The following is a 26379-nucleotide window of genomic DNA, read 5'->3' on the forward strand; positions in this document are numbered from 1 at the left end:
CTTACCCTCCTTGAGCTGGATCGAATGGCGTCCGTCGTGCCGTGCCGCCCGGATCGGCGCGGGCGGGAATAGCGATCAGGCCCGGGTCCCAGCCGAAGCGCCGCGTGCGGGAAAAGCGCAGCGGCGGCAGGCCCGGCAACGGTTCGAAGCCGGAAAGAGCCGAGAGTGCGTCGAGTGTCGAACGCTCATGGGGGACGGCTCCTGCATTCGCGAGAAGCTCGATCACGACGCGACCGGCGGCCTCTCCCAATCGCCGCCATGGTTCGCTCGCGGCGCCGCCTTCGCTCAACAGTTCTTCCGGCATGGGCAGGACGATGCGTTGCGCCGCCGACGGTGGAGCGGCCGACGACAGGCCGATGGCGGCAAGGCCGAACCCGACGCATTCGTCGCGGCCTCCGGTCGTCGCGCTCTTCTCGAATGTGGCGGCGAGATCCGAGGCCGAGATCACCCAGCGGACCGAGGATGGCCGTGGTCCTTCTGTGCCGATCGCAAGCGCCGTTCGGCGGGCAGGGTTTCCGCACGTCGCCATCGCCCCAGCCAGCAGCTTCTGCTGCTCCTCGACCGGAGGCAGAAGGTCGAAATCCCATTCCCCGGCCTCCCTGCTCTTTTCCCGGACCACGAGGCTCGCAAGATTGGGGATGCGAGCCTCCGTCAGCAGGCGTTCGGCCTCGGGCTCGCTGTCGGGCCAAAGGCTTGCCGCCAGCGCATAAACAGGCTTCTTCGCCAGTTCACGGACAGCAACGGCCGGCCCGCGCGGCACCGTGTCCGCGCTTATCAGCATGACCGTACGGCCGTGGATGCCGCCTTGTGCGTTGAGCGGGTCGATGCTGTCGTGAAGACCTTGCAGAATCGCGGCACCGGTCGCGGCGGCAGGGCCCGACAAGGGCAGCGCCGTGCCGATCCGTATCTCGTTTGCGCTGATGCCGGGCGGCAGATCGGCCCGCGTTCCGAGCACTTCGAGATAGGCGAGAAGAGACCGGGCTTCGTTTGGAGACAGCCGATAGCGCGGCATCGCGGGCGAAAGCAGTTCGTTGTTGCGGCCCATGCCGATGGTGACGGCGCGCAGCACCTCTTCGCCGGAACGAAATGCGGAGTTCGTGCCGCTTGGTGCCGTGAGTTTCGCCCAAAGGAGCGGCGGCGCGATCACGCCGCCTTCGCTTGCACCGGCACCTCCGTGCCCGTGGCAGTTGCTGCAGGCCGCGAAGCGCGCGGGCAGCCGGGAAGCCGTGGCCTCGATGCCGGCCTCGAAACCGGCAGTGCCCTGATAAAGCGCACGGCCCTGCGCGGGGTCGGCCGATGCCACCCCTCCCATCGTCAGGCCCGCGAGAAGCAGTGCGACGGCCCGAACCGGCATGCGCCATGGGCCGGGCATTATGGTTTCTCCAAGAGAAGGTCGGCGATCTGACCGGCGTCCGACATCGCGTTCACCCGCGTCCATCGCTGGTTGTCGGGCTGGCCGATCCAGAGAAAGCCCGAATGGTCGCTGATCGGCCCTTCTTCCTCGAAGCTTGCCCAAACGGGCGCCAGCATCCGGGCTGAGCCGGACAGCATCAGCCAGTCATGGTCCCGGCCCAGTTGGATGCCGAACTGCGCGGCATAGGCGCGGACCGAAGAAGGCGTATCCCCGATCGGGTCGAGCGAGATCGACAGCAGAAGCGGCGTGGCCATGTTCGCGAGGTGGCGTGTGGCCAGCTCACCCTGAACCGCCTGCATGGTGGCCGTTTGCAGCGGGCAGATGGTGGCGCAGCCGGTGAAGAAGAAGCCGACGAGAACCGGCCTGTCGCCCACGAGATCGGCGAGCGGCTGATCCTGCCCGTTCTCGTCCAGAAGCGTCACGGCAGGGATCGCCGGGCCCGGCGACATCCATTGCGCGGTTTCGGCACGCGACGCGGACACGAAGGCAAGTAGGATCATCGCGACAAGACCGGAGCGCCCGATCATGGCCGTGCTCCCAACTCAACTTCGCCCAGCCGGCCCTCAACAAAGGAAAGGTTGGCGGAAGGGCTTGAAGCCAGCACTTCGTAGCGCGAGGGGCGCGGTACGACGATTTCCGCCTCGTATTCGCCCGGCGCCGTTTCCACCCCGGCAAAGCGATGCTGCCAGCCGCGCCGCTTGTCGAAGACCAGAACCGAAAGGTCGGCCACGCCGGACAGGGGGAGGGTCGCTTCGTTTTCCGTCCGATCCAGGCGCAGGCGGATGGTCTCGGATCCCTCTTTTTCGGTCGGCTCGCCGGCGAAAGCGGCGCGGATGACGGTTTCCATTCCGAGTGGCCGCACGGCGGTCGGCGCCAGGGCAAGCGGTGCGCAGACGGTGAAGCGCGGGCCGAGGCCGGCCAGAATCAGTTCATAGCCGCCGCCTTCTTCGTAACGGATCTGTCCCCGATAGCGGCCAGCCTCCACCTCGCGCAGCGAGGGATCGAGCACCATGATGCCGAGGGCAGCGCGGCGGTAATTGGAATAGCTGCCGCTCGGCGCCATCATGCCTTCGCTGTATTGGAAGATCATGCCGTCGGCCGGGCTCGCCACCAGAAGGCCGCTGCCATCGGGGTCGGCCACGGCGCGGTGGAGGCTTGGCCCCGAGAGGCTTTCAGGCGCGGGCGAGCCGGTCATCACGTCGAGCGGCCGGTCGCCGCGCCCGGCACGCAGATCGGCGAGAGACCACAGGCTCGCGCGCCCGGTTTGCGCGTGTGTGGCATAGGCGAAACTGCGCGAGAAGACGATGTCGTCCGCCCCCGCCCCGCCGGCAAGCGTGGCGACGAGCCGGGCGGAAGCGAGATCGACGAGGCCGGCCCAGCCTTCACCGGCAAAGATGCCACGCCGGCCGCCGTCGAAAAGGGCGAGACGGCTGATCGGGTGTCCGAGCGACAAAGTGCGCTCGGGAATTTCAGCGCTTTTCGAAGCCGGATCGAGCCAGACGAGGCCGCCTTCGTCCGTGCCGACCACGATCCGTCGCGACAGCGCGCTGTAGGCGGCGGCAACGGGCCTGTTGTCGAGGTGCCAGCGCTTCGGCGTCGGGCTGTTGTCGTGCAGCACGACATCACCGTTCCGGTGCAGCGCAACGATGCCACCCATGCCATCGGCACTGTCTTCCGAGGCCAGCGAAACGAGTGTCGTCAGTCCCTGTGCGGCAAGGGTTCCCAGTGTGGGAGCCGAAGCTCTCAGGTCGAGACGCCCGATCTGTTGCGTGCCGGGAAGCGAAACCCAGAGCGTGTGGTTCGACGCATCGTAAACGACGGTATCGGGCGCGCCATTCTCGGGCAGAGCGAGTTCGGCCGTGATCTTTCGCGATTGCATGTCGAGCGCGACGAGCTTGGCCGGCTGGTCCGTCGCGATCCAGGTTTCGCGCCGCTCGGGCACCGCGACCCAGCCGCGGGGGCTCGCATGCAGATCGATGATGGATTCGAGCTTGGCATTGTTGATGCCGACAAAGGGATTGATGACGGCGACGCTGCCTTCCTTGTTCAGCGTCACCAGCCGGTACTCGTTGAGGTCGATGTCGGCGCGGCGGCCGATGCCTTGCGCGAACAGCCCTTTCGCCTTGTCGAGGCAGGATGTCTCACTATCCGACAGCGTGCCGCGACGGCGCTGCAGCCAGGCGAAGACCCGGCCCTTGCTGTAGCGAAGCGGCTGGTTCGACACGGCATCGGCAAGGTCGAGCTGAAGTTCGCCCAGGCCGCTGCCTCCCGCTTCGCCGCGCGGCGAATAGGTCCAGCGGACGCGGATGCCGCCATCATTGGCTTCGCCTGCCTGATCCGCTGCTTGCGTCGCGCCGAACGGCAGGAAAGCCGCGAGGAAGACTAAGCTCCATCGCAAACGGCGTGTGCAGCCCGAAGACATCCTAGGCCACCCAGAAGAGGCGCGACAGAGCGAGCGTCTCGAAGCTGCCGGCAAGTGAAGCGTCGAAGCAGACCTTGCCGATGCGGCTTCCATTCGAGCAGGCCGCGCCGACAAAGGCAGCGGAAGCGGCCGTGCCCGCAGGCAGAACCTTGCCGACCGTGCCGCTGCCATGGATCGCGGTCCAGGTGTTGCTTCCCGCTTCCTGCACCCACATCACGGCATCGAGCGGCAGGTCGAGAATGACCGCGTCACCACCCACCACGACATAGGCGCCGACCGCTCGCAGCGGGGTCGTGAAGCTCAGGGTGATCGGCGTGCTTTGCGGCATCGTGCTGCCGTTCGGGTCGCGCGCAACCAGCAGCCCGTCCTTTTGCCAGAGATTGGCGTTGTAGTCGTCCTGGGAGCAATAGCGCAGGCGCGCCGCCGGCTTGCCGATCTCGTTGACGACCACGGTGCCCTGCGCGGCGGTGTAGAGGTTGAGCCTCTTGTGGACGAAGCGGCGCGAGTTCATCGCGATGCCGTCCGGGCCGATGCTCCAGTCGAGGAATTGCCAGGGCTGGGCAGGCGGGGCCGTCGGCTCGGGGATCGGGTCGATTGCCATGGTCTCATCTCCCTTTCCTGTGCTTACTGTTGCTGTGCACTTTCCACCGGGCGCACCCGGAAAATGCCCCAAATGCCGCCGTCGAACAGAAAGCTTGCCTGGCTTCGCATGAGGTAATCGAGCGGCACCTTGTCGGCTCCGCCGGCCTTGAGCTCGAGCGAAATGCCCATCATCGGGCCGAAGCCGTTGAATACCCCCTGCCGGATGCTCGAGCCTGCGCTCGCGTCGAACACATGGGAGTCGTCCGACCAGGGATAAGGGTTCCAGCTGTGACCGCTGACGGACAGGCCTTGCTGACGGGTATGCCCGCCGCCATGGACGAAATGGAGCCGCACCGTTTCACCGGCCTGGGCTTCCAGCACCGGCGTTTCGGGATCGCACGGATTTTTCTCGGCCAGAAGTGGCGGAATGCCGGAGGCACAGTGGATCGTGGCACCGTCGAAACGGACGGCCGAGTTCAGGAGATTGCCCTGGTCGAACGCGTTGCGCTCCTCGAAGGGCACGCTCGGGTCGTTGCCGGTGCGCGCCCAGAGCGGTTCGGTCTTGTAGTTCAGCGCCTTGACGCCGTAGTCGTCGGGCTCCTCGGCGCCCGACAGGTTGCCCACCGGCAGGCCGCCGCGCGTCGCGCTGACGGCATCCTGCACGACCACCACATGGTCGAGATAGCGACTGCCATCCTCGCGGCAGACCTCGGCACTCGGGCCATCGGGAATATGGGAAAGCGCCGTGGCCTCGGGCGGCAGCGGAAGCGTGCGGGCGAAGCGGTCGTTCTGGCAGATTTCCGAGCCTTGGGGGCCGACCACCAGCGCTCCCACAAGCCCGTGCGCGGGGTGTTTCAACGGGTCCCCGAAGGAGCGCAGGGGCACGGCGCCGAACTCGACCGGGCTGTTCGTGGCGCTGCCGGTGAACTGGAAATCGGAAAGGCTCCAGATCATGCTTTCCTTGCAGCGCTCCTGCTCGAGCCCATCGCGCGCCGGATCGCTCGTGCACGGGGGGACGAGCGTACCCTGCCGGCGCAAGGCACCGCCTTCTGCCGGCGTTTCCGGCGCCTGCGCGAGAACCGCGCCATTCAGCCCGACATTCGAGCCTTCCGCCCAGAGCGGATGCGCCGCCACGCGGGGTGCGGAAAGCCCGACAGTGGACGACATGCGGAACTGGTTGATGTTGAAGCCGTCCGTGATCATCGGCAGGAAATTGAAATAGGCCTGCGCTTCCGCGACCTCCTGCGGCTTGCCGTCCGTGCCCGTCTTCGGGCCGTCACCGAGCCAGGGGGGCAGGTGGTTGCGCAGGTTCACATGCAGGCATTGGCCGGCGGACGCGCGCAGCACCATGGGCTCCAGCGGCCGGCCGGCCGCGAACTGCGTGCGGAGCTTGGCGAGCGCGGTTGCGTTGGGCATTTGCATGAAGTCGCTTTCATGCTCGTCGCAGGTTTCCGCGTCCTTGCAGATTCCCTCGTCCTCCAGCACGTAGACGAGCGCTTTCTCGTCCTCGATGCCGAAGCGCCGGGAATAGGTGATCCCTTTGGAACCGCTGAGACCGCAAGCGCCGAACAGGTCGCAGGCGCGCACTGCGCTCACATCGAAATAGCGGTGATGGCGAGCTTCCTCGCCTGGCTGGGCCGGCGGGCACGCCTTTTCGTCGACGGAACCCGTTCCCTGATCGGGCACCGGCGCGATGTCGGGAAGGGTTGCCAGAAACTTCGCCGGCTCGAAGTGCACATTCGCTGACTGGCTGGTGGCGACGGGCGTGGTCTCCTCGCCCGGCTCCAGTTTGGAAAAGCTGCGCAGCATGCCCCAGAGGCCGTCCCAGAGCTGATCCACCGAGGAACCGAAATACAGATAGTCGGCATGGGACGCGTTGAACGGATTGACCGTGAGGTTGAATTCGAAATGCTCGGAAATGCCGACCGGCTGCGCGTTGGTGAAGCCCGAGCCCTTGTTGCCCGTTCCGCCCTCGACATCGCCGGGCAGGCGCAGCCATTTGACACCGTTCATCGTAAAGACGTGCTGGGCTTCCTGTGCGCCCTGAATCAGGCGGATCTGCACGGGATCGCCCTCGAAGGCAGGCAGGATCGGTGTCGCCGGATCGCCGAAGCGCCGCCAGGGCTCGTGACGCTCGATGCTCTCCCTGCACCCTTGCGCCGCGCCCATCAGGTCGTCGGGATAAAGCGCGCAGTTGAAGTCGCGCCGCCATTGCTCGACCGATGTCAGCACGCCGTCGAGCTTGGCTTCAGCATCCGTGCCGGCGAGAAGTGTGCGGGTCTGCGGCGTGACCACGGCCGGCAGCGGTTGCTTGGCAAGCGTTTCGTCGCGCTTGGCGTGCACGGCTGAGGAAAAGCCGTTGGCCGCGTCACCGAGGCAGTTCTGATCGCCGGGGCGGCAAGGCGTGCTTTCGTCGGCGCGCGCGGGGTTCTGCCTGTAGTTCCACCCGCCGATCACGCTGTCCGGCTCGGCCTTGCTCAGGCGGAGGGCCAGCGGTTCGTGGCGATAGTTGAAATACTGGCTGCCAGGATCCTCCGACGAGATCGCCAAGGGCCGTGCCGGGGTGGACGCCACGTGGCGGCGGCCGAAGCGCACGAAGCTCTCGTCGCGCAATACCGAATCGTCGTTGCGCGGCTCGGGATTGATGGGTTCGAGCGCGGTGTTGTAGGCGATGCCGAAATCCGCGATGGCGAGCGCGAATTCGCGCCGCGTGTTGTGCGCCTCCTTACCCGGCGCGCAGGGTTGAACGGGGCCGGCGCGGTTGCGGCCGCTGTCGGGCTGAACCGGGCTGGAATCGCTGTCGCCGATGCAGTCGGGCGCGAGGATGTTGGCCATGGTCGCCGTCGGCCCGCCATCGCTTCGGAGCCTGAGCGGCGCGCGCGGCTCGATCTTGCCTTCGATCGGATCGTTCGCGTCGAGCAACTGCGGCGCGGTCTTGAGTGCGAGATTGGAGCCGCCGATGAGTTTCTCGCAGAGCACCGGCCGCGCAGCGGGGTCCGCTGTGCCGCAATCGAGGCCGGCGGGTGCGCCCGCTTGCGCCATCTCTGCGGCCGAGACGGTCTTGCCGACCGGCGTCCACACGGAATTGGCGGGCTCGATCACCAGCCCCGCATAAAGCCCATGCTGCTGGTGCGAGCTCGGGCCCATATGGTCGTGAGTGAAGACGGTGCGCAGCGTGTTGTCCTTGCCCGATACCGTGTTCAGGATCGGGTCCGCCCACCAGCGCTGCGTGGTGCGCTGCGCGCCGCAGAATGGGTGGTTCTCGCGCAGCTCCTTTTCGTAATTCGCGTCCGACTGGCCGGGCTCCTGCGCCACGCATGTACCTTTGGCCAGAAGCGCGTTGTAGCGCTCGGGAAAGATCTTCGCCGCTTCGAAGATGTCGCCGCCTGCGAGAAAGAGCGGATGGGTCTTCGGGTGCAGCTTCTCGGCCTCGCTCTTGGGCGTGTTGTCGGGATGCGGCGTGCGGTTGAAGGCGAAGATGCGCTCGCGCACTTCCTGCGGCGAGAAGGTCGCGTCCTCGTAATTATAGCCGTTGCCAGAGCCGTCCGAGGAGGTCACGTCGAACTTCACGAGGTGGATGTGCTGGCCGATCGTGTCGGTCGGCGTGTAGATCTGGAAATCGTCCACATTGAGCGCCGAAGGCACGAGATTGGTCGAGTTGAAGGTGATGCACTCGCCCGAATTCGCGCGAAAGAAGAGCGGCTCGGGCAGCTTGGTGCGCGTGTCGGGGTCGATGACGTCCTTGATGTCGTTCTCAAGGCTGATGATGCGCCCCTGCGGGTCGAACCAGCCATGCTTGTTGTAGGTCAGCTCGGTCTGGATGAAGGCCGTTCGATAGAAGCGGTCGGGCGCGTTCGCCGGGCACGGATTGGCATAAGGCGCGCCGGGCGCGCGGGGGCGTGAATTCACGTAGAAGAGCGGCGGTCCGGGCGGCGGGGTCTGGATCGGCACGCTCCTGGCGTAATCGGTCTCGTAGGCGCGGTTCGGGTTCCACCAGACGGGGTGGGGCACGGCCGTGACATCGGTCGGATGCAGACTGGCGGTCTGGAGCGCCCCCTCATGGAAGGCCATGGCGGCCTTTTCGTCCGGCGTGCCGGTGACGGGAATCGGCTTGATCTGCAGCGCGTCCCACTGCTTGGCGAGCGTCGACAGGGCTTCGGGGTTCTGCTTGGCCACGCGCTGCGCGATGACCCGAGCCGCATCGCCACCCGTCGCCAGCGCCTCCTTGAGGTTTGACTGCAGGGTGCCGCCCGTCACCACATGGCGTGGCAGGCCGCCATCCACCACATTCGCCTCGTCGGGCTCTTGTGTCGGGTCGGCCAGGCCACCCAGCACATCCATGTCGAGCACGGGCTGGGGCGGACGATGGCCGGGCTCGCCGGGGATGTAGAACGGATAGCCCCGGAATTCGGCGCTCGGCATGGGTGCGAGCGCCGTGCCGGGAATGGGCACGATCGCAGGCTGCGCGGTGCCGTCCGCGATTTCCGCGTCCGGCAGGTTCATCATGGCGGGATCGTTGGTCGGACCGACCGCCTCCCTCTTGTCGAAGTAACCGGGCCGCCCGTCCACGAAGGCGTCGTGCACCCGCCACAGCTCCCACATGCCTTGCGCGAAATGCGGGTAGAGGTGGCAGTGGAAGATGGAATCGCCGGGCGTGTAGTTGCGGTTTCCCGCTCCGCCGAACTCGATATTGTAGGAGAAGGTCGCGCCGGGCGAGATGGTCTGGCTGTCGAGATAGGTCGAGTTCGGATCGCTCGAATCCTGCACCCACTGATGGGCGTGCAGGTGAAACACATGCGTCTCCTTTGGTCCCGCATGGAGATTGCGGAAGCGCACGGTGTCGCCGAGATAGGAATTGTGGACGTTGGAGGGGTCGTCGGGATAGCGCGCGCCGACCGCTTGTCCGGCGTCGTCATAGTCGAGGATCAGGGCCGGGTCGCCATTCGCCCATGAGGACAGGAAGAATTCTTCCGCGCGGCATTCAGGACAATTCTTGGCGACGCCCGTGTTCTTTCCCATGCCGGGCGTCGACATCACCAGCGAGCCCATGCTGCTCACGCCGTAATTGATGCCCATGCCGTCCTTGATCAGGTGCAGCGGGTTGCTCTCGTCGGCGAGTTCGGGAAAGGCCTGCTCGGCATGCACCTCGTCGTGGAAGATGACGGTGAACTCGCGGAAGGGACGGCCGCAGCTGTCGCCGAACGCCTCGCCGTTGCAGGCACTCGATTCCGGACCTTTGGAAAAGCCGTCGGGCACGATCACCGCGTTGAGGTCGCTGTGGACGATGTTGTTCTCATCATCCAGCAGGCGCAGGACCGGCACGGATTTGCCGTTCTCCGCATGCTGCGCACCATAGTCGATGTTCATGTAGGGGTGACGCCCGCTCGCAGTGGCGCCCTTCACGGACTGCATCTCACCGTAGGAAACCTGCGAGCGATACCATTGCGAGCCTTCGGGCTCGACATTGACGGAGGCGAAGAGGCCTAAGCCCAGCTGGCCCCCGTCGCCCTCGCCACCGACGGGGGCTCCGCCCGAATAAGCGAAGTAGGCCCCTTCCGTCCTGGCGCGCCAGCGGGAAACGACCGTCTGGCCGGGCTTGGCGAGCGAGCCGAGATCGAAGGTCTGCCGAACGGCCGGGCTCGTCGCCGGATTGAACAGCACGCCCTGTTGGGTGGGCAGCCCCACATTGCTGCCATCGCCGCCACAGGCCGCATCGACGGGGCACTCTTCCATTGTCATGGGCACGAGTTCGAGGCCCGTGATGTGGAACGAAGCCGCGCGCGTGCGCGGGCGGTCGACACTGACCTTTTCGGGCGCCACGAGGCCGTCCGGATGAACCGAGCCCGGCCGCGCGCTCACATGAGCTGGCAGCTTGCCGTCGTTCTCGCGCGGAATGCCGCCTTCCTCGTCGGCAACGGGGGACAGGAGATTGGTGAAGCGGATTTCGAGGCAGTCACCCTCATTGGCGCGCAGCACCAAGGGACGCGGGCGCTTGTCGGGGCGCAACTGAACCTTGCCGGGTTCAAGAACCGCTCCGCCGTCTTGCGAAACCACATCGCGCTTCAACGCGAAAAGCATGCCCGCCGGCACATAGGCCGAAAACCTGTTGAGAATGTAAGCCTGCTCGAGGGCGACGACATCCGCCTTGACCACGCGCTCGCAAGACGGTGATGCCGCCTGATCCTGAGGCACGGACGAGGTCGCCGCGAATGCCGGGCCCAGTGCCGAGCCCGCGGCCAGCAGCGTGATCGTTCCGAGGATCGCGATTGCGCGTCGAGAGCTGTTCGGCATGCGACTTTCCTTGGTCGAACACAAAGATCGTCAGGCACTGCAACGGATACTCACGGCTGGTTGATATACTACATTCTCTTTAGAAAATGAATTGAATTGCCCGCTCTATTCCATAGCCCTGCGCGCTATGCGGAGGTGCCGAATCCAACAATATTGCAACCAACCATCGCTTCGAGCCAGCATGCATGTTCAGGCTGCCTGCGTTCGTGATCTGGATCACACATGGCCAGACATCTTGAAGCTTGCCGCTGGTCGCAAATTTCAAAAGAAGGATCGTATCGACCCGGGGCTCGGGAAAACCTTCTTGCCGCGATCCGCTCTTGATCCAGAACCGATCATTCTGCTCCCGGCCCTGTTCCGGTCACCACCCGGACGCCAAGCAGAATCAGGCACCCAAGCAAGATAGCGACGGCCTGCAGCTGATCGCCAGCGATCTGCCTGTCCGAATGGCTTAGCTCGGCCGTGATTGACATCACGTGGGATCGGTCGCTGACTGATGTTCTCCTTTGCGAGGAGGGCATCATGCTTGGAACGGCTGCCGACCGGACAGCGCTCGCCCGCGCCTTTGCGCATGCCTCGGCCTGGCTCAAGGGCCTCGACCATCGCGCGGTGGCCACAACAGCCTCACTGGCCGAGTTGCGGATGCGGCTTGCACGGCCTCTTGCCGAAAACGGCCTCGACCCATCCGAAGTGATCGACCGCCTCGTGGCCGATACTGAAGGCGGGCTCCTCGGTTCCCAGACCGGCAGGTTCTTCAGCTGGGTGATCGGTGGCAGCCTGCCCTCGGCCATGGCCGCCGATTGGCTGACCACTGTTTGGGACCAGAATGCCGGCATCCGTGCCTGCAGTCCTGCCGCCTCCGTTGTGGAGGAAGTCGCTGCCGGTTGGCTCCTCGACCTTTTCGGGCTGCCACCGGAAAGCAGCGTCGGCTTCGTCACCGGAACCCAGATGGCGCATGTGACGTGCCTGGCTGCCGCCCGTCACGCCGTTCTGAGCGACCGCGGCTGGGATGTTGAGCGCCGTGGGCTGTCGGGAAGCGTGCCTGTCCGCATCCTGGTCAACATCGAGCGACATGTCAGCGTTGATCGGGCCATCCGTTTCCTTGGGCTTGGCTCGGATAGCATCGTGCCTCTTCCCGTGGACGAGGAAGGCGGGATACTTGCCGAAGGTTTGTCGAAGGCACTGGCCGATACCTCCCAACCGACGATCGTGGTGCTGCAGGCCGGCGAACTGAACCGCGCAGCCTTTGATGACTTCCAGACCTTGGCCCCGCTCGCGCGAGAGGCGGGAGCCTGGACGCATGTGGATGGTGCTTTCGGCCTTTGGGCACGCACCAGTCCCGTCCATGCGGAGCTGGCCCAAGGCATGGAGCTTTGCGACAGCTGGACGACCGATGCCCATAAATACCTCAACGTGCCCTACGACTCCGGTCTTGCCTTCGTCCGGGATGCGGCCGCCCACCGCGCGGCCATGACGGTGTCAACCAGTTACCTGCCGCAGGACGGCGCGGCGCGGGACCAGCTCGACTGGAACCCGGAGTTTTCCCGTCGCGCGCGGGGTTTCGCTGTCTATGCTGCCCTACAGGAGCTGGGCCGGCGTGGCGTCGCGGAGATGGTTGAGCGCACCTCGCACCATGCGCAGGCTCTTGTCGCCGGGATCGGCCGCCTCCCTGGGGCACAGGTCGTTGCCACGTCACGCCTTAACCAGGGCCTCGTGCGATTCTTGTCACCGGCGCCCGGCGCCACGCAAGACGATCATGACCGTCGGACAGACGCGGTGATCGCTTCCATCAACAGGTCCGGCGAAGCGTTCTTCGGCGGGGTGACCTTCCGCGGGCAGCGATGCATGCGCATCAGTGTCTGCAACTGGCGCACCGGCGACGCGGATGTGAGACGTGCGATCGATGCGGCACGAGCGGCGCTCGCTTAGGCCGCCTCGGCTTTCAAACCGAGCGTCCAAGTCCGTGCAGATTGTGCATAGCCGCTTTCGTCACGCTGTAGATGGAGGGGGTGGGCCCCCTCCCGAGCCGGTCAACACGACAGAACCGCCGAAGGACATAAGCGGCAGAGCTTTTGCGCCGTAAATGCCGCGCCCTTGAAATTGATGCCGAACAGGCGGTCGAAATGGCCTTCCTCGATACTCCCGAGAGGAGCGGTGCGATCGGTTGAGGAGTCCGATCAAATGGCTGCAGCCGGTTCCAGATCCGACCTTTGGGATTGGTTCAAAGCCGCCTTCGAGGCAGAGATTGACATGAGCGATGTCAGCGGGTGATGTAAGTGCATGGGGATGGCGGTCTCCTCACGAGGCTACGGCTGAAGTATCGCGTCCCTCTCATCCAGTTTCATGGACGGACGCGGCATGGCCTCGACGATCACGACCATCACGCACGACAAGCTCGCCCGCCTCATCGGCACACCGAAATGCCCGCTCGTTCTCGATGTGCGCACCGATGAGGATTTCGCCGGCGACCCTCGCAATCTGCCCGGCGCGGTGCGACGAAGGCATGCCGATGTCGAGGCGTGGGCTCGCGATCTGAAGGGAAGGTCGGTTGTCGTGGCCTGCCGCTCGGGCCGTGAACTCAGCCATGGCGTCGCAGCCATGCTCCGACACGAGGGCATTCCCGCCGAGGTTCTGGAGGGTGGGCACGAGGCATGGAAAGCGGCCGGCTGGCCGCTCGTACCCGAAGCCAAGCTCCCGGTCCGTGATGGGCAGGGCCGGACCGCCTGGGTCACACGGGCGCGTCCCAAGGTGGACCGCATTGCCTGCTCTTGGCTGATCCGCCGCTTCGTCGATCCGTTCGCCGTCTTTCTGTTCGTCCAGCCGTCCGCCGTCGAGGCCGTTGGCGAGCGGTTCGGTGCCGCCCCATTCGACGTCGAGAATGTCTTCTGGAGCCACCGGGGCGAGCGCTGCACGTTCGACACGATGCTGGACGAGCTTGGCCTCGCGACGCCGCCGCTTCTGCGCCTCGCGACCCTGGTGCGCGGCGCCGATACGGCGCGCCCCGACCTCGCGCCCGAGGTGCCCGGCCTCCTTGCGGCATCCCTCGGCCTGTCGCGCATGTATGCGGACGACCTGGAGCAACTGGAAGCGGGTCTTCTCCTTTACGATGCCTTCTACCGCTGGTGCCGGGATGCGACCGAGGAGACACACAACTGGCCCGGCCGGAAGGAAGGAGCCTGAGATGACGGACGCCGCCCTGTCCACCACCGCCGCTGCCGCCCCCTCCAAGCCGCACGAGCACGGCATCCCGCTCGGTGAAGCGGTGCGTGTCTGGGCAAAGATCGCCTGTTTGTCCTTTGGCGGACCCGCCGGGCAGATCGCGCTGATGCATCGCGTGCTCGTCGACGAGAAGCGCTGGATCGGTGAGGAGCGCTTTCTCCATGCGCTCAACTATTGCATGCTTCTGCCGGGTCCCGAGGCGCAGCAGCTCGCGACCTATGTCGGCTGGCTTCTCCACCGCACCAGAGGCGGGCTGATTGCCGGCGGGCTGTTCGTCCTGCCGGGCCTCGTCTCGATCATGGCGCTGAGCTGGATCTATGTCGCCTTTGGAAATACCGGCATCGTCGCCGGACTGTTCTTCGGCCTGAAGGCGGCGGTGCTTGCCATCGTGCTCGAGGCCGTGAACCGGATCGGCAAGCGGGCGCTTCGCAACCGAACCATGGTCGCCATCGCGATGGCAGCTTTCACCGCGATTTTCCTGTTCGGCATACCCTTCCCGGCCATCATCGTCGGTGCCGGGCTGCTCGGCTATTGCGGGGGACGCTCGGGCATGGCCGCCTTTTCGGGCGGTGGCGGCCATCGACCTTCGAAGGGCACGGTTCTCGCCGACGCGGACTCCGCACTCGGTGAAGGCGTTCCCGACCATGCGCGGCCGGATATCGGGTGGTCGCTGCGCGTGTCGGCAGTTTTTCTGGCGCTCTGGCTGCTGCCTGTCGCCGTTCTCGTCCTTTTCCTCGGAAACGGAAATGTCTTCGCCGACATTGCTGTGTTCTTCAGCAAGATGGCGGTCGTCACGTTCGGCGGCGCCTATGCTGTGCTTGCCTATGTCGCGCAACAGGCCGTCGAGAATTACGGCTGGCTCGCGCCGGGCGAGATGCTCAACGGGCTGGGTCTCGCCGAAACGACGCCGGGACCGTTGATCATGGTGACGCAGTTCGTCGGGTTTCTGGCCGCATTTCGGGAACCGGGCGCACTGAACCCTTTCGTCGCGGGGACGCTCGGCGGGCTCCTGACGACCTGGGTGACGTTCCTGCCGTGCTTCCTGTGGATCTTTCTCGGCGCCCCCTTCATCGAGCGTTTGCGCGGCAACCGGGCCCTGTCGGGAGCGCTCGCGGCCATCACGGCGGCTGTGGTCGGCGTCATCTTGAACCTCGCCGTCTGGTTCGGCCTGCATGTTCTGTTTCGCGATGTCGCCGAGACCCGTATCGGACCGCTGTCGCTGGATGTGCCACGGCTCGCAAGCCTCGACCCGGTGGCTCTTCTTCTCTTTGCCGCAGCGGCGCTGGCCCTGTTTCAGTGGCGCGTCGGCGTGGTGCCCACGCTGGTCGGAGCAGCCGGCGCTGGTGCCCTCTGGCATCTCCTCGCGCATTCAGCCTGAGATCGTGAGGCGCTGGGATGCGCCAGCCGCTTCTGCCATTCCGGCCGGTTGCCCGTCGTCGGTCAGCCCAAGCGCGCCTGGCCTCTCCGACAGCGCGTTTCAAACGCCTCACCCTTCGCTGTTTGTTTCGGATGATCCCGCCGGAAGCGCGTCGGCAAGCCGGCCCTCTGCTTTGTAGTCAGCCGGAATCTCGAAATCCTCGCGGGCTAGGCCGCGCGATTCCTGCGCGCCGCGCGGCAGTCCGACCCGATCCGAGTAGTCACGGTTGGAGCCTCGCGTGCGGCGGTGCGCTCCCTTGACGCCCGCATAGGCGGTGATGTCGAGCAGGGTGACCCCGACCACAAGGGCTGTTGCGATCAGCGCGTTGTTCAGCTTCGGGTTGTCGCGATGGAGCGCGGTCGAGAGCGTGCCCAGGTCGAGTGCATCCCCGGCGATCCGCGCGGCCAACCCGGCCTGCTTGTCTATCGAGAGAGTCGGAATGGCGCTTGCGAGCTCGCGGGCACCATAGGCGCGGATCAAACCTTCTCTGCCCTCCAGCCCGAGGGTGCGGGCAATGCGCCCCGGCGCCACGAGTTCGGCAACGCCGAGGCCGATCGAGAACCAGCCGAGTGCACGCGCCAGCCTGTCGGCGCTCGTCAGGGAGCTCGGACCTTTGTGCTGGACGCGGGGATCACCTTTGGAGCGGGCGATGCCGCTGAGATTGGCGAGTGACATGGGCTGACTCCTTCACGGCTGAAGCATGACTTTGATGCAGCCATCCGCCTTGTCGCGGAACTTGGCGTACATCTCGGGACCTTGGGAGAGATCGGCCTTGTGGGTGATCACGAAGGAAGGGTCGATCTGGTTGTCCTCGATCCGGCGGAGGAGGTCGTCCGTCCAGCGCGGAACGTGAGCCTGCGCCATGCGGAAGGTCAGACCCTTGTTCATCGCCTGACCCATCGGGATCTTGTCCACGAGGCCGAGATAGACGCCGATGATCGAGATCACGCCGGCGGGCCGGCAGACATATATCATCTCGCGCAAGACATGGGGTCGATCATTCTCCTGCATCAGCATCTGCTTGGCGCGATCGAGCAGCGTATCGGGCTGGCCGAAGCTGACATGGCTTTCGGTGCCGACAGCGTCGATGCATTTGTGCGGTCCTTCCCCACCGGTCAGTTCGTTGAGACGCTCGACCACGCTTTCCGTCTCGAAATTGACCGTGATGGCGCCGGCGGCGGCTGCCATGGAAAGGCGTTCGGGCAGGCAGTCGATGGCGATCACCTGCTCGGCGCCGAGAAGGATGGCGGAGCGGATCGCCATCTGGCCGACGGGCCCGCAGCCCCAGATCGCGACGGTGTCGCCCGGCTGGATGTCCGTCTGCACCGCCGCCTGCCAGCCGGTCGGCAGGATGTCGGACAGAAACAGAAGCTTCTCGTCCTCGATGCCGTCCGGCACCTTGACATGCGTGGTGTCGGAGAAGGGCACCCGGAGATATTCCGCCTGGCCGCCCGGATAGCCGCCGGTCAGGTGCGTGTAGCCGAAGAGACCCGCCGTCCGGTGCCCGAAGGCCTTGTCGCCCAGTTCGCCCTTGCGGTTCGTCCGCTGGCAAACGGAAAAGTTGCCGCGGCGACACTGGTCGCACTCGCCGCATTGAATGGTGAAGGGGATGACGACGCGGTCGCCTTTCTTGAGCTTGCCTTTCGCTTCGCTTCCGACCTCCACCACTTCGCCCATCGTCTCGTGCCCCATGATGTCGCCGGGCAGCATCGCGGGAACGAGGTTATGGAAGAGGTGGAGGTCCGAGCCGCAGATCGCGCAGCTTGTGACCTTGATGATCGCATCGCGGGGATGCTCGATTTCCGGATCGGACACCCTATCGCAGCGGATATCCTCCTTGCCGTGCCAGACGAGCGCTTTCATGCCGGACTCCTCGGTTGTCTATCGCCTAATTAGGTTCAGCCTTTCGGATGCCTGAATCCGGATGGTTCCTAGGGAACATCCCGAGGAAGCCGCCTTTTCCTTTCCGCTAGTCCCAGCGAGGAAGGCGGACCTCATGACCGAGCAGTCACCGTCCACGGCCACGACGAACGGCAACGGTGCTGCGTTCACGCCCCACGCCGCCCGCGCGGGCCGAGCCCGTTTCCTCGAGGCCAATCTGTCCTCGATCCCCGATTTCATTTACGCCTTCGACCGCCAGCGGCGCTTCGCTTATGCGAACCCTGCCATGCTGAACCTGTTCGGCCTTTCGACAGCACAAATGCTCGGCAAGACGTTCGACGATCTCGACTATCCCCCGGATCTCATCCGCCTTCTCAATGGGCATATCGACCGGATCTTCGAGGAGGGCGTCACGATCGAGGATGAGGTCTTCTTTCGCAGTCCGACCGGACGCTCGGCCTATTTCGCCTATCTCTGGGCGCCGGTTCGGAGCGAGGACGGTTCGATCGATCTGGTGGTCGGCGTGTCTCGCGATACCAGCGAGCGCCGCGCGATCGAGGAGGCCTTGCGGCGGAGCGAGGCGCGCCTGCGTGCCGCGACCGAACTGGTCGGCATCGGCATCTACTCGTGGGACCCGGAAACCGGCGCGCTCGATTGGGACGAGCGCCTGCGCGCCATGTGGGGGCTGTCCGCCGACGCGCCCGTCGATATGACCGTCTACGAGGCGGGCATCCACCCCGATGACCTGCCCAAAGTCCGCCAGGCGATCGCATCCTGCACCGATCCGGCCGGCAACGGGCATTTCAGGATCGAGTATCGCGTCGTCGGACGCGACGACGGCGTGATACGCCGCATCGCCACCGAGGGACGAACCAGCTTCGCGCAGGGACGCGCGGTCGGCTTCATCGGTGCCGCCATCGACGTGACGACCCAGCGCCGTGCGGAAGCAGCGATCCGTGCGAGCGAGGCGCAGTTCCGCAGCTTCGCGGCCAACAGCAGCAACCTGATCTGGATCGGCGATCCGGCGGCAGGCACGATCACCTATCGGAGCGCGGCTTTCGAGAGGATCTGGGGCATCCCCATCGAGGACGCGGCAAACGATCTTTCCGAATGGATCAAGGACGTTCATCCCGACGATCGCCAGCAGGTCGAACATGCGCTCGCCACGGTAGCGGCAGGCGAGGTGGCGCAATTCGAATATCGGCTCGTGCGGCCGGGCGATGGATCGATCCGCTGGCTGCGTGACACCAGCTTTCCGATTCTCGACGATGGGGGTGCAGTGAGCCGGATCGGGGGCATCGTCGAGGACCTGACGCAAGAGGATATCCGTCACGTCTACCTCGTCAGCAGCGCGCCCGTGGAGGCGCGAAAGCTGGCGACCATCCTGCGAGGGCAGGGTTTCCGCACTCGGATCTTCGAGACTGCCGCAGGCTTCCTCGACATCGCCGCGGTGCTGGCGCCGGGCTGCGTCGTTGTCGATCTGCGGACACGGAAGGATGAGGGGCTGTCGGTTCCCCGAGAGCTGAAGGCAAGGTCGATCGCCTTGCCGATCCTTGCGCTCGACGCGGAAGGGGCGGACGTCACCACGGCCGTCGCCGCCATGAAGGCGGGTGCGGCGGACTATGTCATTTCGAAAGACGAGGCCTCGCTTCCGGCAGCGCTCGCGAGTGCGATTGCGGAGTGCCAGGGCGCGGCACGCCCGACGACGCGAGACGAGAGCGCCGGCGCCCGGATCGCCCGTCTCACCCCGCGAGAACGCGAGGTTCTGATCGGACTGATCGATGGCGGCACCAACAAGGTCATCGCACAGAAGCTCGGCATCAGTCCGCGCACGGTCGAGCTTCATCGCTCCCAGGTGATGAACCGGCTCAATGCGGGAAGCCTGACCGAGTTGCTTCAGACCGCCCTTGCCGCCGGGCTCGTGCCATCACCCGACGAAAGCAGGGCGAAGCGGCGCTCTACCTAGGAATCCTACGGGTGCCTGCGGGCGATGCGAAGCCGATATTGCAGGTCTGGAACCGAGGCGCTTCGCGGAGACAGCGAACGCCCGAAGGATTCGACGCCAGCGAATGCCGGCGTGCGAAGGGCGCCAGGGCCAAGCGACCGAGATTTCGCCAAGGCCTAGCCGCGGAACCTGAAAGACGCCGAACAAAAATTCGAGGTGAAGCATGAGCACCGCCGAAGCCGAAGCCGAAGCAGACGTGGCCACAGCTGCTTCCATCACCATCGGCAAGCCAGCGCCCGAGCTCCGGGCGCTCTGGCTGCAGCCCGAAACCCAATCCCGGATATGGTCGCATTTCGCCGAGGTCACGCCATCGGGCGAGCAGGCCGCGGAATGGACCGCGCATGGGCCTGCGGGCGGCGAGTATCGCTGGCGGACCGCGGTGACCGACAGCGAGCCGGACCTTGTCCGCTGGGCCACGCAGGACGGTGCCGACGTGCCGAATGTCGGTGAGCTGAAGTTCCGGCCCGCTCCAGGCGATCGCGGCACGGAATTGCACCTCGATGTCCGGTTCGATCCCCCGGGTGGTGCGATCGGGCAGGCCTTGAGCAAGCTCTTTCACATCGCCCCGCGCGAGATCGTGCGAACGGCTCTTTACAGGTTCCGCGCCCTCGCCCTCACCGGTGAAATCCCCACCACAGACCCTCAGCCCGCCGCCCGCAAGGGCGGTGAAGACCGCTAGGAGCTATCGGCATGCGCGCGCTTTGCTGGAACGGCGTGAACGACCTTCGGGTCGAAACCGTCTCGGATCCCGAAATCCTCAACCCGAACGACGTGATCCTCAAGGTCCGGCTTTCGACCACCTGCGGGTCGGACTTGCACCTGATCGACGGGCTCATCCCGACAATGCGGGAGGGCGATGTGCTCGGTCACGAATTCATGGGCGAGATCGTCGATGTCGGCCGCGACGTCACCAAGGTGGCGAAGGGCGAGCGCGTCGTCGTTCCCTCCTTCATTTCCTGCGGCAAGTGCTGGTACTGCCAGCACGACCTTTATTCGCTGTGCGACACGACCCACCCGAAGCCCGAGTTGCAGGAGCCGTTGCTGGGCTATCCGACCGCCGGCATCTACGCCTATTCGCATGCCTTTGGCGGTTATGCCGGCGCACATGCGGAATATGTCCGCGTGCCCTTTGCCGATACGGACTGCTTCAAGGTGCCGGACGGCGTTTCCGACGAAGCGGCCCTTTTCATCTCGGATGCTGCGCCCACCGGTTTCATGGGAGCGGATTTCTGCGACATCCAGGGGGGTGACGTGATCGCCGTCTGGGGGTGTGGCGGCGTCGGCCTGATGGCGCAGCAGAGCGCGATGATCCTCGGCGCCGAACGGGTCATTGCCATCGACCGGTATCCCGAGCGGTTGGCTCAAGCCGAGGCGTTCGGCGCGATCCCGCTCGACTACACGAAGGTGGACGTGATCGAGGCGCTGAACGAACTGACGGGCGGACGCGGGCCCGATGCCTGTATCGATGCCGTGGGCATGGAAGCGGGCGGTACGGGCCTTCAGCAGGCCTATGACCGGGTGAAGCAGGCCCTCTACCTCGAGACGGATCGCGGAGCCGCCCTGCGGCAGGCGATGCTCGCCGTGCGCAAGGGCGGAACGCTTTCGATCCTCGGCGTCTACGGCCTGATGGACAAGTTTCCGCTCGGCCTGCTGATGAACAAGGGCGTCACCGTCAGAACCGCCCAGCAGCACGGCCAGGCCTATGTGCCGCGCCTGCTCGAGCACGCTCAGCGGGGCGAGCTGACGCCCGCCGCTCTGGCGACGCATCGCTTCTCCCTCGAGGAAAGCCCAACCGGCTACCACATGTTCAAGCACAAGGATGACGGCTGTCTGCGCGCGGTATTCGTGCCGTGAACGGCGCTGTGCGCGCAGCGGATCGCCGGCGTCGTGTTTTCGACCCAAGTGGAAAAGGGCACCTTGCCCAGGGCAGCTCGTCAGCTGCCCCGTACGCCCTTTTCGCGGGCTTACGCTTTTTCAGCCACCGCCGATCGCTCGACCTTGGCGCGAAACAGATGCAAGCGGTCGCGCAATGGCCGGAGATCCAGTTTAGGCAGCTCTTCGTCCTGTAGACGGAGAGCTGCTATGCTCGCATCGTGAGCCGCCAATTCCGCTGACAGCCGTGCGATCTCCTCGCGCCAGAACCCGATTTTTTCTTGGTTTTCCACGGAAGCCCTCACTTCTCACGAATCGAAAATGGATCTGGGTGTGCCAGCCTGTGGCTGCGCACGCTGAAAAGCGGCGGCCGCCCCGTATCGGAGCATAGGCCGCCGCTCAGGCAATCAGTTGTTTTCCACGCTTACGCCGCTGTTGCTTTTCACCGGCTTCTGGCCCGGCACATGGGACATGCTGCGCGTGTCGCTCGACAGTTCGCCGTTTTTCACGGTGGTTTTGGTCTTGGATTTGGAGAACGTGCCCTTGTCGTTCGCCATCGCCTTCGACTGCGCCTTCAGCATGTTCGGATTGGTGACGATCTTGGTGTCGCTCTTCGCCTTGCCGTCGACCGTTGCCGCGCTGCCTGCCGAGCCGATCGACGAGGCCGTGTTTCCGGCACCATCCGTCGAGGTGCCGCCGGTGCCGAGCGTCGAGGCGGAGGTGCCGCCAGCCGCCGCCGAGCCGCCGCTGCCGACCGTGGACGAGGTTTGCGCCGCGGCCGGCAACGCCGCGCCCAGCGTCAGGGCAAGCAGAATGCCAAGATGTCTTTTCATGATCGTGCTCCTAGCGTGTGATGGTGACGCAGCTGCCGGTTCCGCTTCCCGCGCTCGCACTGCCGCCCGGACCCGAGGCGCTGCTGGATGCGGCCGAGGATGAACCATTGCCGGACGAGTGGACGGTGACGCCATTGCTGTCGGTGGTGGTGGTCGTGGTTCGGCCGCCCTCTTGCGTGATCGTCGTGTTGCCCGTCCGGGTCTGCCCGGAAACGACACCGCCGCCGGCGGTCACGCTGCTCGATACGCCCCCGCCACTGTCTGTATGGGACTCGATCGAACGAGTGGTCGTATTCCCCTGATCGTCCACGCAACGCTCGGTTGTTTCGGCGTCGGCTAGCGCGGTCGAGAAGGCGAGAATAATGGCGAGCGTTCCCCCAAGCCGAAACGCATGTTTGAACCGCATCATGAGAGCCTCCGTTTAAGGAAGGGCCGGCCCTTGCGGGCCGGCACAACAGGATCGATCGTGAATGCCGGGATCAAACCCGCCGCTTCACTTGTTCTCGCTGCTGTTCTTCTGCTTGTCCTTTTTGCCGTGCTGCTTGCGCATTTCCTCGCCCTTGCCCTTGCCTCCGGCAGCCGAGCCTGCGGTGCCGACGGACGAGGTCGCGTCACCGTTGCCGGCCGAGGTGCCGCCAGTGCCGAGCGTGGAGGCTGAGCCCGACCCATCGCCGCTGCCTGCGGCCGAGCCGCCCGTTCCGACCGACGAGGAAGACGTTCCGCCACCAGCCGAGGTGCCGCCAGTGCCGAGCGTCGAAGCCGAGCCCGAGCCGTCGCCGCTGCCCGCAGCCGAGCCGCCCGTGCCGACGGATGATGAGGAGGTGCCGCCGCCTGCGGACGTGCCGCCCGTACCCAGCGTCGAGGCCGAGCCGGAGCCGTCGCCGCTGCCCGCAGCCGAACCGCCCGTACCGACGGATGACGAAGAGGTGCCGCCGCCAGCCGAGGTGCCGCCGGTGCCGAGCGTCGAGGCCGAGCCCGAACCGCTACCGCTGCCTGCGGCCGAGCCACCGGTGCCGACAGTGCTCGACGAAGTGCCGTCCTGGATCACCGTGCCACCTGTGCCCACCGTGGAGGACGACTGGGCGTAGGCACCGAGTGCCGTGCTCGAAAGCAGGAGGGCTGCGATGATGGATTTGTTCATGACGTTCATGCTTCATCTCCTTGGATGTTTGACTGACCTTTGAACGGTCCATGCTATGCGACACCGTCCCGCCCGAAGACGTAGGGACAGCCATGCACCGGACGTGATGACGGTCCGGCACAACTCGCGGTGCGAACGGCGTTTCAAGCGTGGCCGAGAACCATTCACGTTGGAGCAGAAGCCCGAGTGGAAAGGACTCGGCGGCCTGTGGCCGCTCCAGTTCTGATGATCTCACATGTTTTCTGCTTGCCGCGACGTTTGGATATCGTCTTGAAAGCCTTCACATGGAGATCGATCGGATCTGAGCTTTGGAAATTCTTACGTGAGACTTTTTTGACCTGTTTCCATTGCCGGAGCGAACAACGGCATCTGCCAGACGCCGTTCCGGGATGGGCCCTTTGCCTTGATGTGACGGTCCAAGGTCGCGACAGGATGGGTCTTAGGTCCGGCGTGTCTTGCCATGAATGGACGGCATTTAATTATCGTCGCAGACATGCTGCTGCGCAAACGCTATCGGATGTCGCCACCTTCGAAGCGTTTCGACGCCTGCGATATGAGGCTCGATACTGGTAAAGGCCGGACGCGCGATGGATTTGCCATCAATAAGGCACGCTCGTGCCTGATCGGCTGAGTGGATGACGATTGGGAGATTGCGATGCCGTCACGTCGCAGATTGCTGACCACCTGTTTTCAGACCGCCATTCTTGCTCTGCTGCCTGTCCGGATCGGCTGGCAGGCGGACGGTCCCGTTCTGGAGCCGCAATCCGCCGAAGCGAAAGGCGGCAATGGTGGTGGCAATGGTAACGGTGGCGGAAATGGGGGTGGCAACGGTAACGGTGGCGGAAATGGGGGTGGCAACGGCAACGGTGGCGGCAACGGTGGCGGCAATGGGGGCGGCAACGGTAACGGCGGTGGCAACGGCAATGGTAACGGTGGCAAGGGCAACGGCAACGGAAATGGAGGCAATGGAAACGGCAATGGTGCCGGCGGGCGGGTCCGTGGCAATGACGCCGGGACATCCAGTCAGAGCACGAACGGAAAGGCTCGAAGCGACGCCGTTTCCGCCGAGACGTCTCCAGACGCGATACGCTCCGCTCCGATCGGCAAGCTTGCTGTCGAGCTGCGTCACCGGAACGGCGTTCAGGAAAGGATAGCGAACGGCCGCTACGAGATGCGCGATGCGCGTGGCCGTACGATCATCAATCGACGTGCGATGGATGCCGACCGAAAGCGCTTTCTCGGCACGAGGTAGAACCGATCAGAGTGTTGGAATCTCGTCCCGGCGCAGGGCTGTCGACGTCATCCGCCCCAAGAGGGGTTTTCGGCCCCAACTCCGCCGATCTTCTTCTGCTGCGCGTCGCGCAGCATCATCGCGGCCTCGGTGCGATTGGCCACGGAAAGCTTGGTCATGATCCGCGACATGTGATGCTTGATCGTCTTTTCCGCGAGATCGAGCGTCAAACCGATGCGTTTGTTGCTCATTCCTGAGGCGACGAGCGTCAGAACCTCCCGCTCGCGCTCGGTCAATCCGCGCAGCGGGTCGCGCGCGTCGCTCGTCGCGTCAGGCGTCGAAAGGGCCGTCAGCAGCCGGGCAGACAGCGCTGGCGAAACATATTGCTCGCCTCCGTCGATGGCGCGGATGATATCCGCGAGACTGCGCGCGCCGACGCCCTTGAGCACATAGCCGCTGGCACCGGCCTTCAGCGCCCGCATGAGGTCTTCCCTGTCCTCGGACACCGTCAGCATGACGATCTTCTGGTTGGGGTTCCTGGCCATCAGTTCGGTGATGACGTTCAGCCCCCCGCCGGGAAGCGAGATATCGAGGAGAACGATCTGAGGCTCTTCGTCGGCGACGATACGAAGCGCATCATCCGTCGTGGAGCCTTCCCCTACGATCTGGAACCCGCCGATCTCGCTGAGGCTGCGGGTCACGCCTTCCCTGTACAAGGGATGGTCGTCGATCACAGCGATCCTGATCATCGATGTCATCCCAGTCCCGAATTTTTCTTCGACAAACTCATCCGGACGATCGTACCGTTTGCTGATGAATCCACGCTGAACTGGCCGCCGAGGCTCTCGACCCGGTCTTGCAGCCCCGCCAGCCCCAGCCCATGGGATGGCTCGGGTGGCGTGGCGAATCCGGGGCCCGCGTCGGAAACTTCAATCACCAGTTCGCTGTTGTGTATCGATGCCGCGACGCGCTGATCAATGCCACCACCATGGCGGTAGCCGTTGTTCAGCGTTTCTTGCGCAAAGCGGTAAATGCAAGTCTTCTCGGATGATGACAATTCAAAATCTTCGGCGGGTAGAGACAGGGCAACCGGCGCGTTCGTGCGTTGCTGGTGCGCGCGTGCGGCGGTCTTGAGGATGTCACTGAGGCTTGCGGCTTCCACTTGAGGCAGAACCAGGCCGTGGCTGATCGTCCTGATCTCGGCCATGGCGTCATCCAGGCTGGTCTTGATGGCCTGTATTTCCTTGTCGCGCCTCGCGTCTTCGACCGTGGGTTCGGTCAGAAGCGGGCTCTCGAGACGAAGGGACGCGAAAGCGATCAGTTGTGCCGGGCCGTCATGCAGATCGGCGCCCACCCGCCTGAGGTGGCTTTCGTTCAAGGCCGAGACGCGCTCGGACGCTTGCCGTGCCTTCAGACGCAGGGCTTCGTTCTGCGACAACAGTCTGGAGAGCTCCGCCACGCGGGCGGAAAGCGACAGGCGTTGCGTGTCGATCATGCGGCTTCCGCGAAGCACGATGGCCGACAGGACAACGAAGAAGACGAGCGTCAAACCGACGACGGCGAACAGGCTCCACAACTGCGCGCGCAACAGTGTCCTCTCCAGCCCTTCGGCGATCTCGTAGAATTCCGATACGGCGACGACTTCACCGGACCAGGGCTGGCGGATGGGATTGTAGATTTCCAAGAGCGGTCTTCCGCTGCTCTTCTCCTTTTGGCTTTCAGGATCCTCCGCTCGCTCGAACTGGGCGACGACCGTGCCATCAAAGGCGTCCCGCAGCTTTGAATTCACGGGGAAGCGACGCCCGGTCAGTTCCTTGTCGCTGGAATAGATGATCCGCCCATCCCGGTCCCAGAGCCGAAACGACATGAGTCTTTCACCCAGCGCGCCCTGGCCCAGCGTTTCGTCAAGGGCACGAATGTCCGTGTCTCCGAACTGGCCTTTCTCCTGCATGTTCGGCAGAAGCGGAGCGATCACGCTGTCCACGTAAAGTGCTGTCGTCGCGCCGGCATTGTAGGTCACGGCCGCCTCGATGAGCCGCGTGACGATGAAGCCGGCAAGGATCATCGCCGC

General features: G+C 65.0%; 19 protein-coding genes and 1 pseudogene. 6 read left to right on the top strand and 14 right to left on the bottom strand.

Translation table 11 applies throughout. The features are described 5' to 3' along the window. Position 1 precedes the first annotated feature (1 nt). From NGM99_RS18455 to NGM99_RS18475, 5 genes are read right to left on the bottom strand one after another with little or no spacing between them, the layout of a single operon-like run. Entirely contained in the window at positions 2-1372 is a 1371-nt protein-coding gene (locus NGM99_RS18455; RefSeq protein ID WP_252821679.1) for an ABC transporter substrate-binding protein, read from the bottom strand. Further along, a complete protein-coding gene (locus tag NGM99_RS18460) occupies positions 1372-1941 on the bottom strand; it encodes an SCO family protein (RefSeq protein WP_252821680.1) in 570 nt (189 codons plus the stop codon). The genes NGM99_RS18455 and NGM99_RS18460 overlap by 1 nt, the downstream gene beginning before the upstream one ends. Then, positions 1938-3836, bottom strand: a complete 1899-nt coding sequence (locus tag NGM99_RS18465) for a YncE family protein (protein WP_252821682.1) — start codon at positions 3834-3836, stop codon at positions 1938-1940. Before NGM99_RS18465 ends, NGM99_RS18460 begins: the two co-directional genes overlap by 4 nt. 1 nt (position 3837) lies before the next feature. Continuing rightward, positions 3838-4437 (bottom strand): hypothetical protein, encoded by a 600-nt coding sequence (locus NGM99_RS18470; protein WP_252821684.1) that lies wholly within the window; start codon positions 4435-4437, stop codon positions 3838-3840. Between the two features lie 23 nt (positions 4438-4460). Beyond that, positions 4461-10709 carry a cupredoxin domain-containing protein gene (locus tag NGM99_RS18475; RefSeq protein ID WP_252821685.1) on the bottom strand — a complete coding sequence of 2083 codons (6249 nt, stop codon included), beginning with the start codon at positions 10707-10709 and terminating at the stop codon, positions 4461-4463. Between the two features lie 522 nt (positions 10710-11231). Here NGM99_RS18475 and NGM99_RS18480 point away from each other — a divergent pair. From NGM99_RS18480 to chrA, 3 genes are all read left to right on the top strand, one after another. Beyond that, positions 11232-12638 carry a pyridoxal phosphate-dependent decarboxylase family protein gene (locus NGM99_RS18480; protein WP_252821687.1) on the top strand — a complete coding sequence of 469 codons (1407 nt, stop codon included), beginning with the start codon at positions 11232-11234 and terminating at the stop codon, positions 12636-12638. 429 nt (positions 12639-13067) lie between these two features. Continuing rightward, positions 13068-13889, top strand: coding sequence for a chromate resistance protein ChrB domain-containing protein (locus NGM99_RS18485; protein ID WP_252821689.1), 822 nt, complete (start codon positions 13068-13070; stop codon positions 13887-13889). 1 nt (position 13890) lies between these two features. Next, positions 13891-15306, top strand: coding sequence for a chromate efflux transporter (chrA, locus tag NGM99_RS18490; RefSeq protein WP_252821691.1), 1416 nt, complete (start codon positions 13891-13893; stop codon positions 15304-15306). A 108-nt stretch (positions 15307-15414) separates the two neighbouring features. Here the strand turns inward: chrA and NGM99_RS18495 are convergent, their stop codons facing one another. Continuing rightward, positions 15415-16020, bottom strand: a complete 606-nt coding sequence (locus NGM99_RS18495; protein ID WP_252821693.1) for a hypothetical protein — start codon at positions 16018-16020, stop codon at positions 15415-15417. 12 nt (positions 16021-16032) lie between these two features. Then, entirely contained in the window at positions 16033-17208 is a 1176-nt protein-coding gene (locus NGM99_RS18500; protein WP_252821694.1) for a zinc-dependent alcohol dehydrogenase, read from the bottom strand. Positions 17209-17341: 133 nt separating this feature from the next. Between NGM99_RS18500 and NGM99_RS18505 the strand changes: the two genes are divergently transcribed. The 3 genes from NGM99_RS18505 to NGM99_RS18515 all read left to right on the top strand — a co-directional run bounded on the left by NGM99_RS18505 (position 17342) and on the right by NGM99_RS18515 (position 21085). Continuing rightward, entirely contained in the window at positions 17342-19192 is a 1851-nt protein-coding gene (locus NGM99_RS18505; protein ID WP_252821696.1) for a PAS domain S-box protein, read from the top strand. Between the two features lie 202 nt (positions 19193-19394). Further along, positions 19395-19910: an SRPBCC family protein gene (locus NGM99_RS18510; protein WP_252821698.1), complete on the top strand. Its 516-nt coding sequence runs from the start codon at positions 19395-19397 to the stop codon at positions 19908-19910. Positions 19911-19921: 11 nt separating this feature from the next. Beyond that, on the top strand, positions 19922-21085 hold the full coding sequence (locus tag NGM99_RS18515) for a zinc-dependent alcohol dehydrogenase (protein WP_252821700.1): 1164 nt from the start codon (positions 19922-19924) through the stop codon (positions 21083-21085). 110 nt (positions 21086-21195) lie between these two features. On the opposite strand, the gene NGM99_RS18520 is transcribed toward NGM99_RS18515, so the two are convergent. The 7 genes and pseudogenes from NGM99_RS18520 to NGM99_RS18550 form a co-directional block, all read right to left on the bottom strand. Continuing rightward, positions 21196-21396: a hypothetical protein gene (locus NGM99_RS18520; RefSeq protein ID WP_252821702.1), complete on the bottom strand. Its 201-nt coding sequence runs from the start codon at positions 21394-21396 to the stop codon at positions 21196-21198. A 114-nt stretch (positions 21397-21510) separates the two neighbouring features. Beyond that, positions 21511-21936, bottom strand: coding sequence for a hypothetical protein (locus tag NGM99_RS18525; protein WP_252821704.1), 426 nt, complete (start codon positions 21934-21936; stop codon positions 21511-21513). A gap of 10 nt (positions 21937-21946) precedes the next feature. Continuing rightward, the gene (locus NGM99_RS18530; RefSeq protein ID WP_252821706.1) at positions 21947-22345 is read right to left on the bottom strand and encodes a hypothetical protein; all 399 of its coding nucleotides are present in this window, start codon (positions 22343-22345) and stop codon (positions 21947-21949) included. A gap of 264 nt (positions 22346-22609) precedes the next feature. Beyond that, positions 22610-23086: pseudogene (locus NGM99_RS18535) on the bottom strand (hypothetical protein); the annotation flags it as partial. A gap of 652 nt (positions 23087-23738) precedes the next feature. Beyond that, positions 23739-24206 carry a hypothetical protein gene (locus tag NGM99_RS21820; RefSeq protein ID WP_353937437.1) on the bottom strand — a complete coding sequence of 156 codons (468 nt, stop codon included), beginning with the start codon at positions 24204-24206 and terminating at the stop codon, positions 23739-23741. A gap of 170 nt (positions 24207-24376) precedes the next feature. Then, positions 24377-25066, bottom strand: a complete 690-nt coding sequence (locus NGM99_RS18545) for a response regulator (protein WP_252821711.1) — start codon at positions 25064-25066, stop codon at positions 24377-24379. Then, positions 25063-26373 carry a sensor histidine kinase gene (locus NGM99_RS18550; RefSeq protein ID WP_252821713.1) on the bottom strand — a complete coding sequence of 437 codons (1311 nt, stop codon included), beginning with the start codon at positions 26371-26373 and terminating at the stop codon, positions 25063-25065. Before NGM99_RS18550 ends, NGM99_RS18545 begins: the two co-directional genes overlap by 4 nt. Positions 26374-26379: the final 6 nt, after the last annotated feature.

This window comes from Mesorhizobium liriopis (genome assembly GCF_024053505.1).
GTDB lineage: Bacteria > Pseudomonadota > Alphaproteobacteria > Rhizobiales > Rhizobiaceae > Mesorhizobium_B > Mesorhizobium_B liriopis.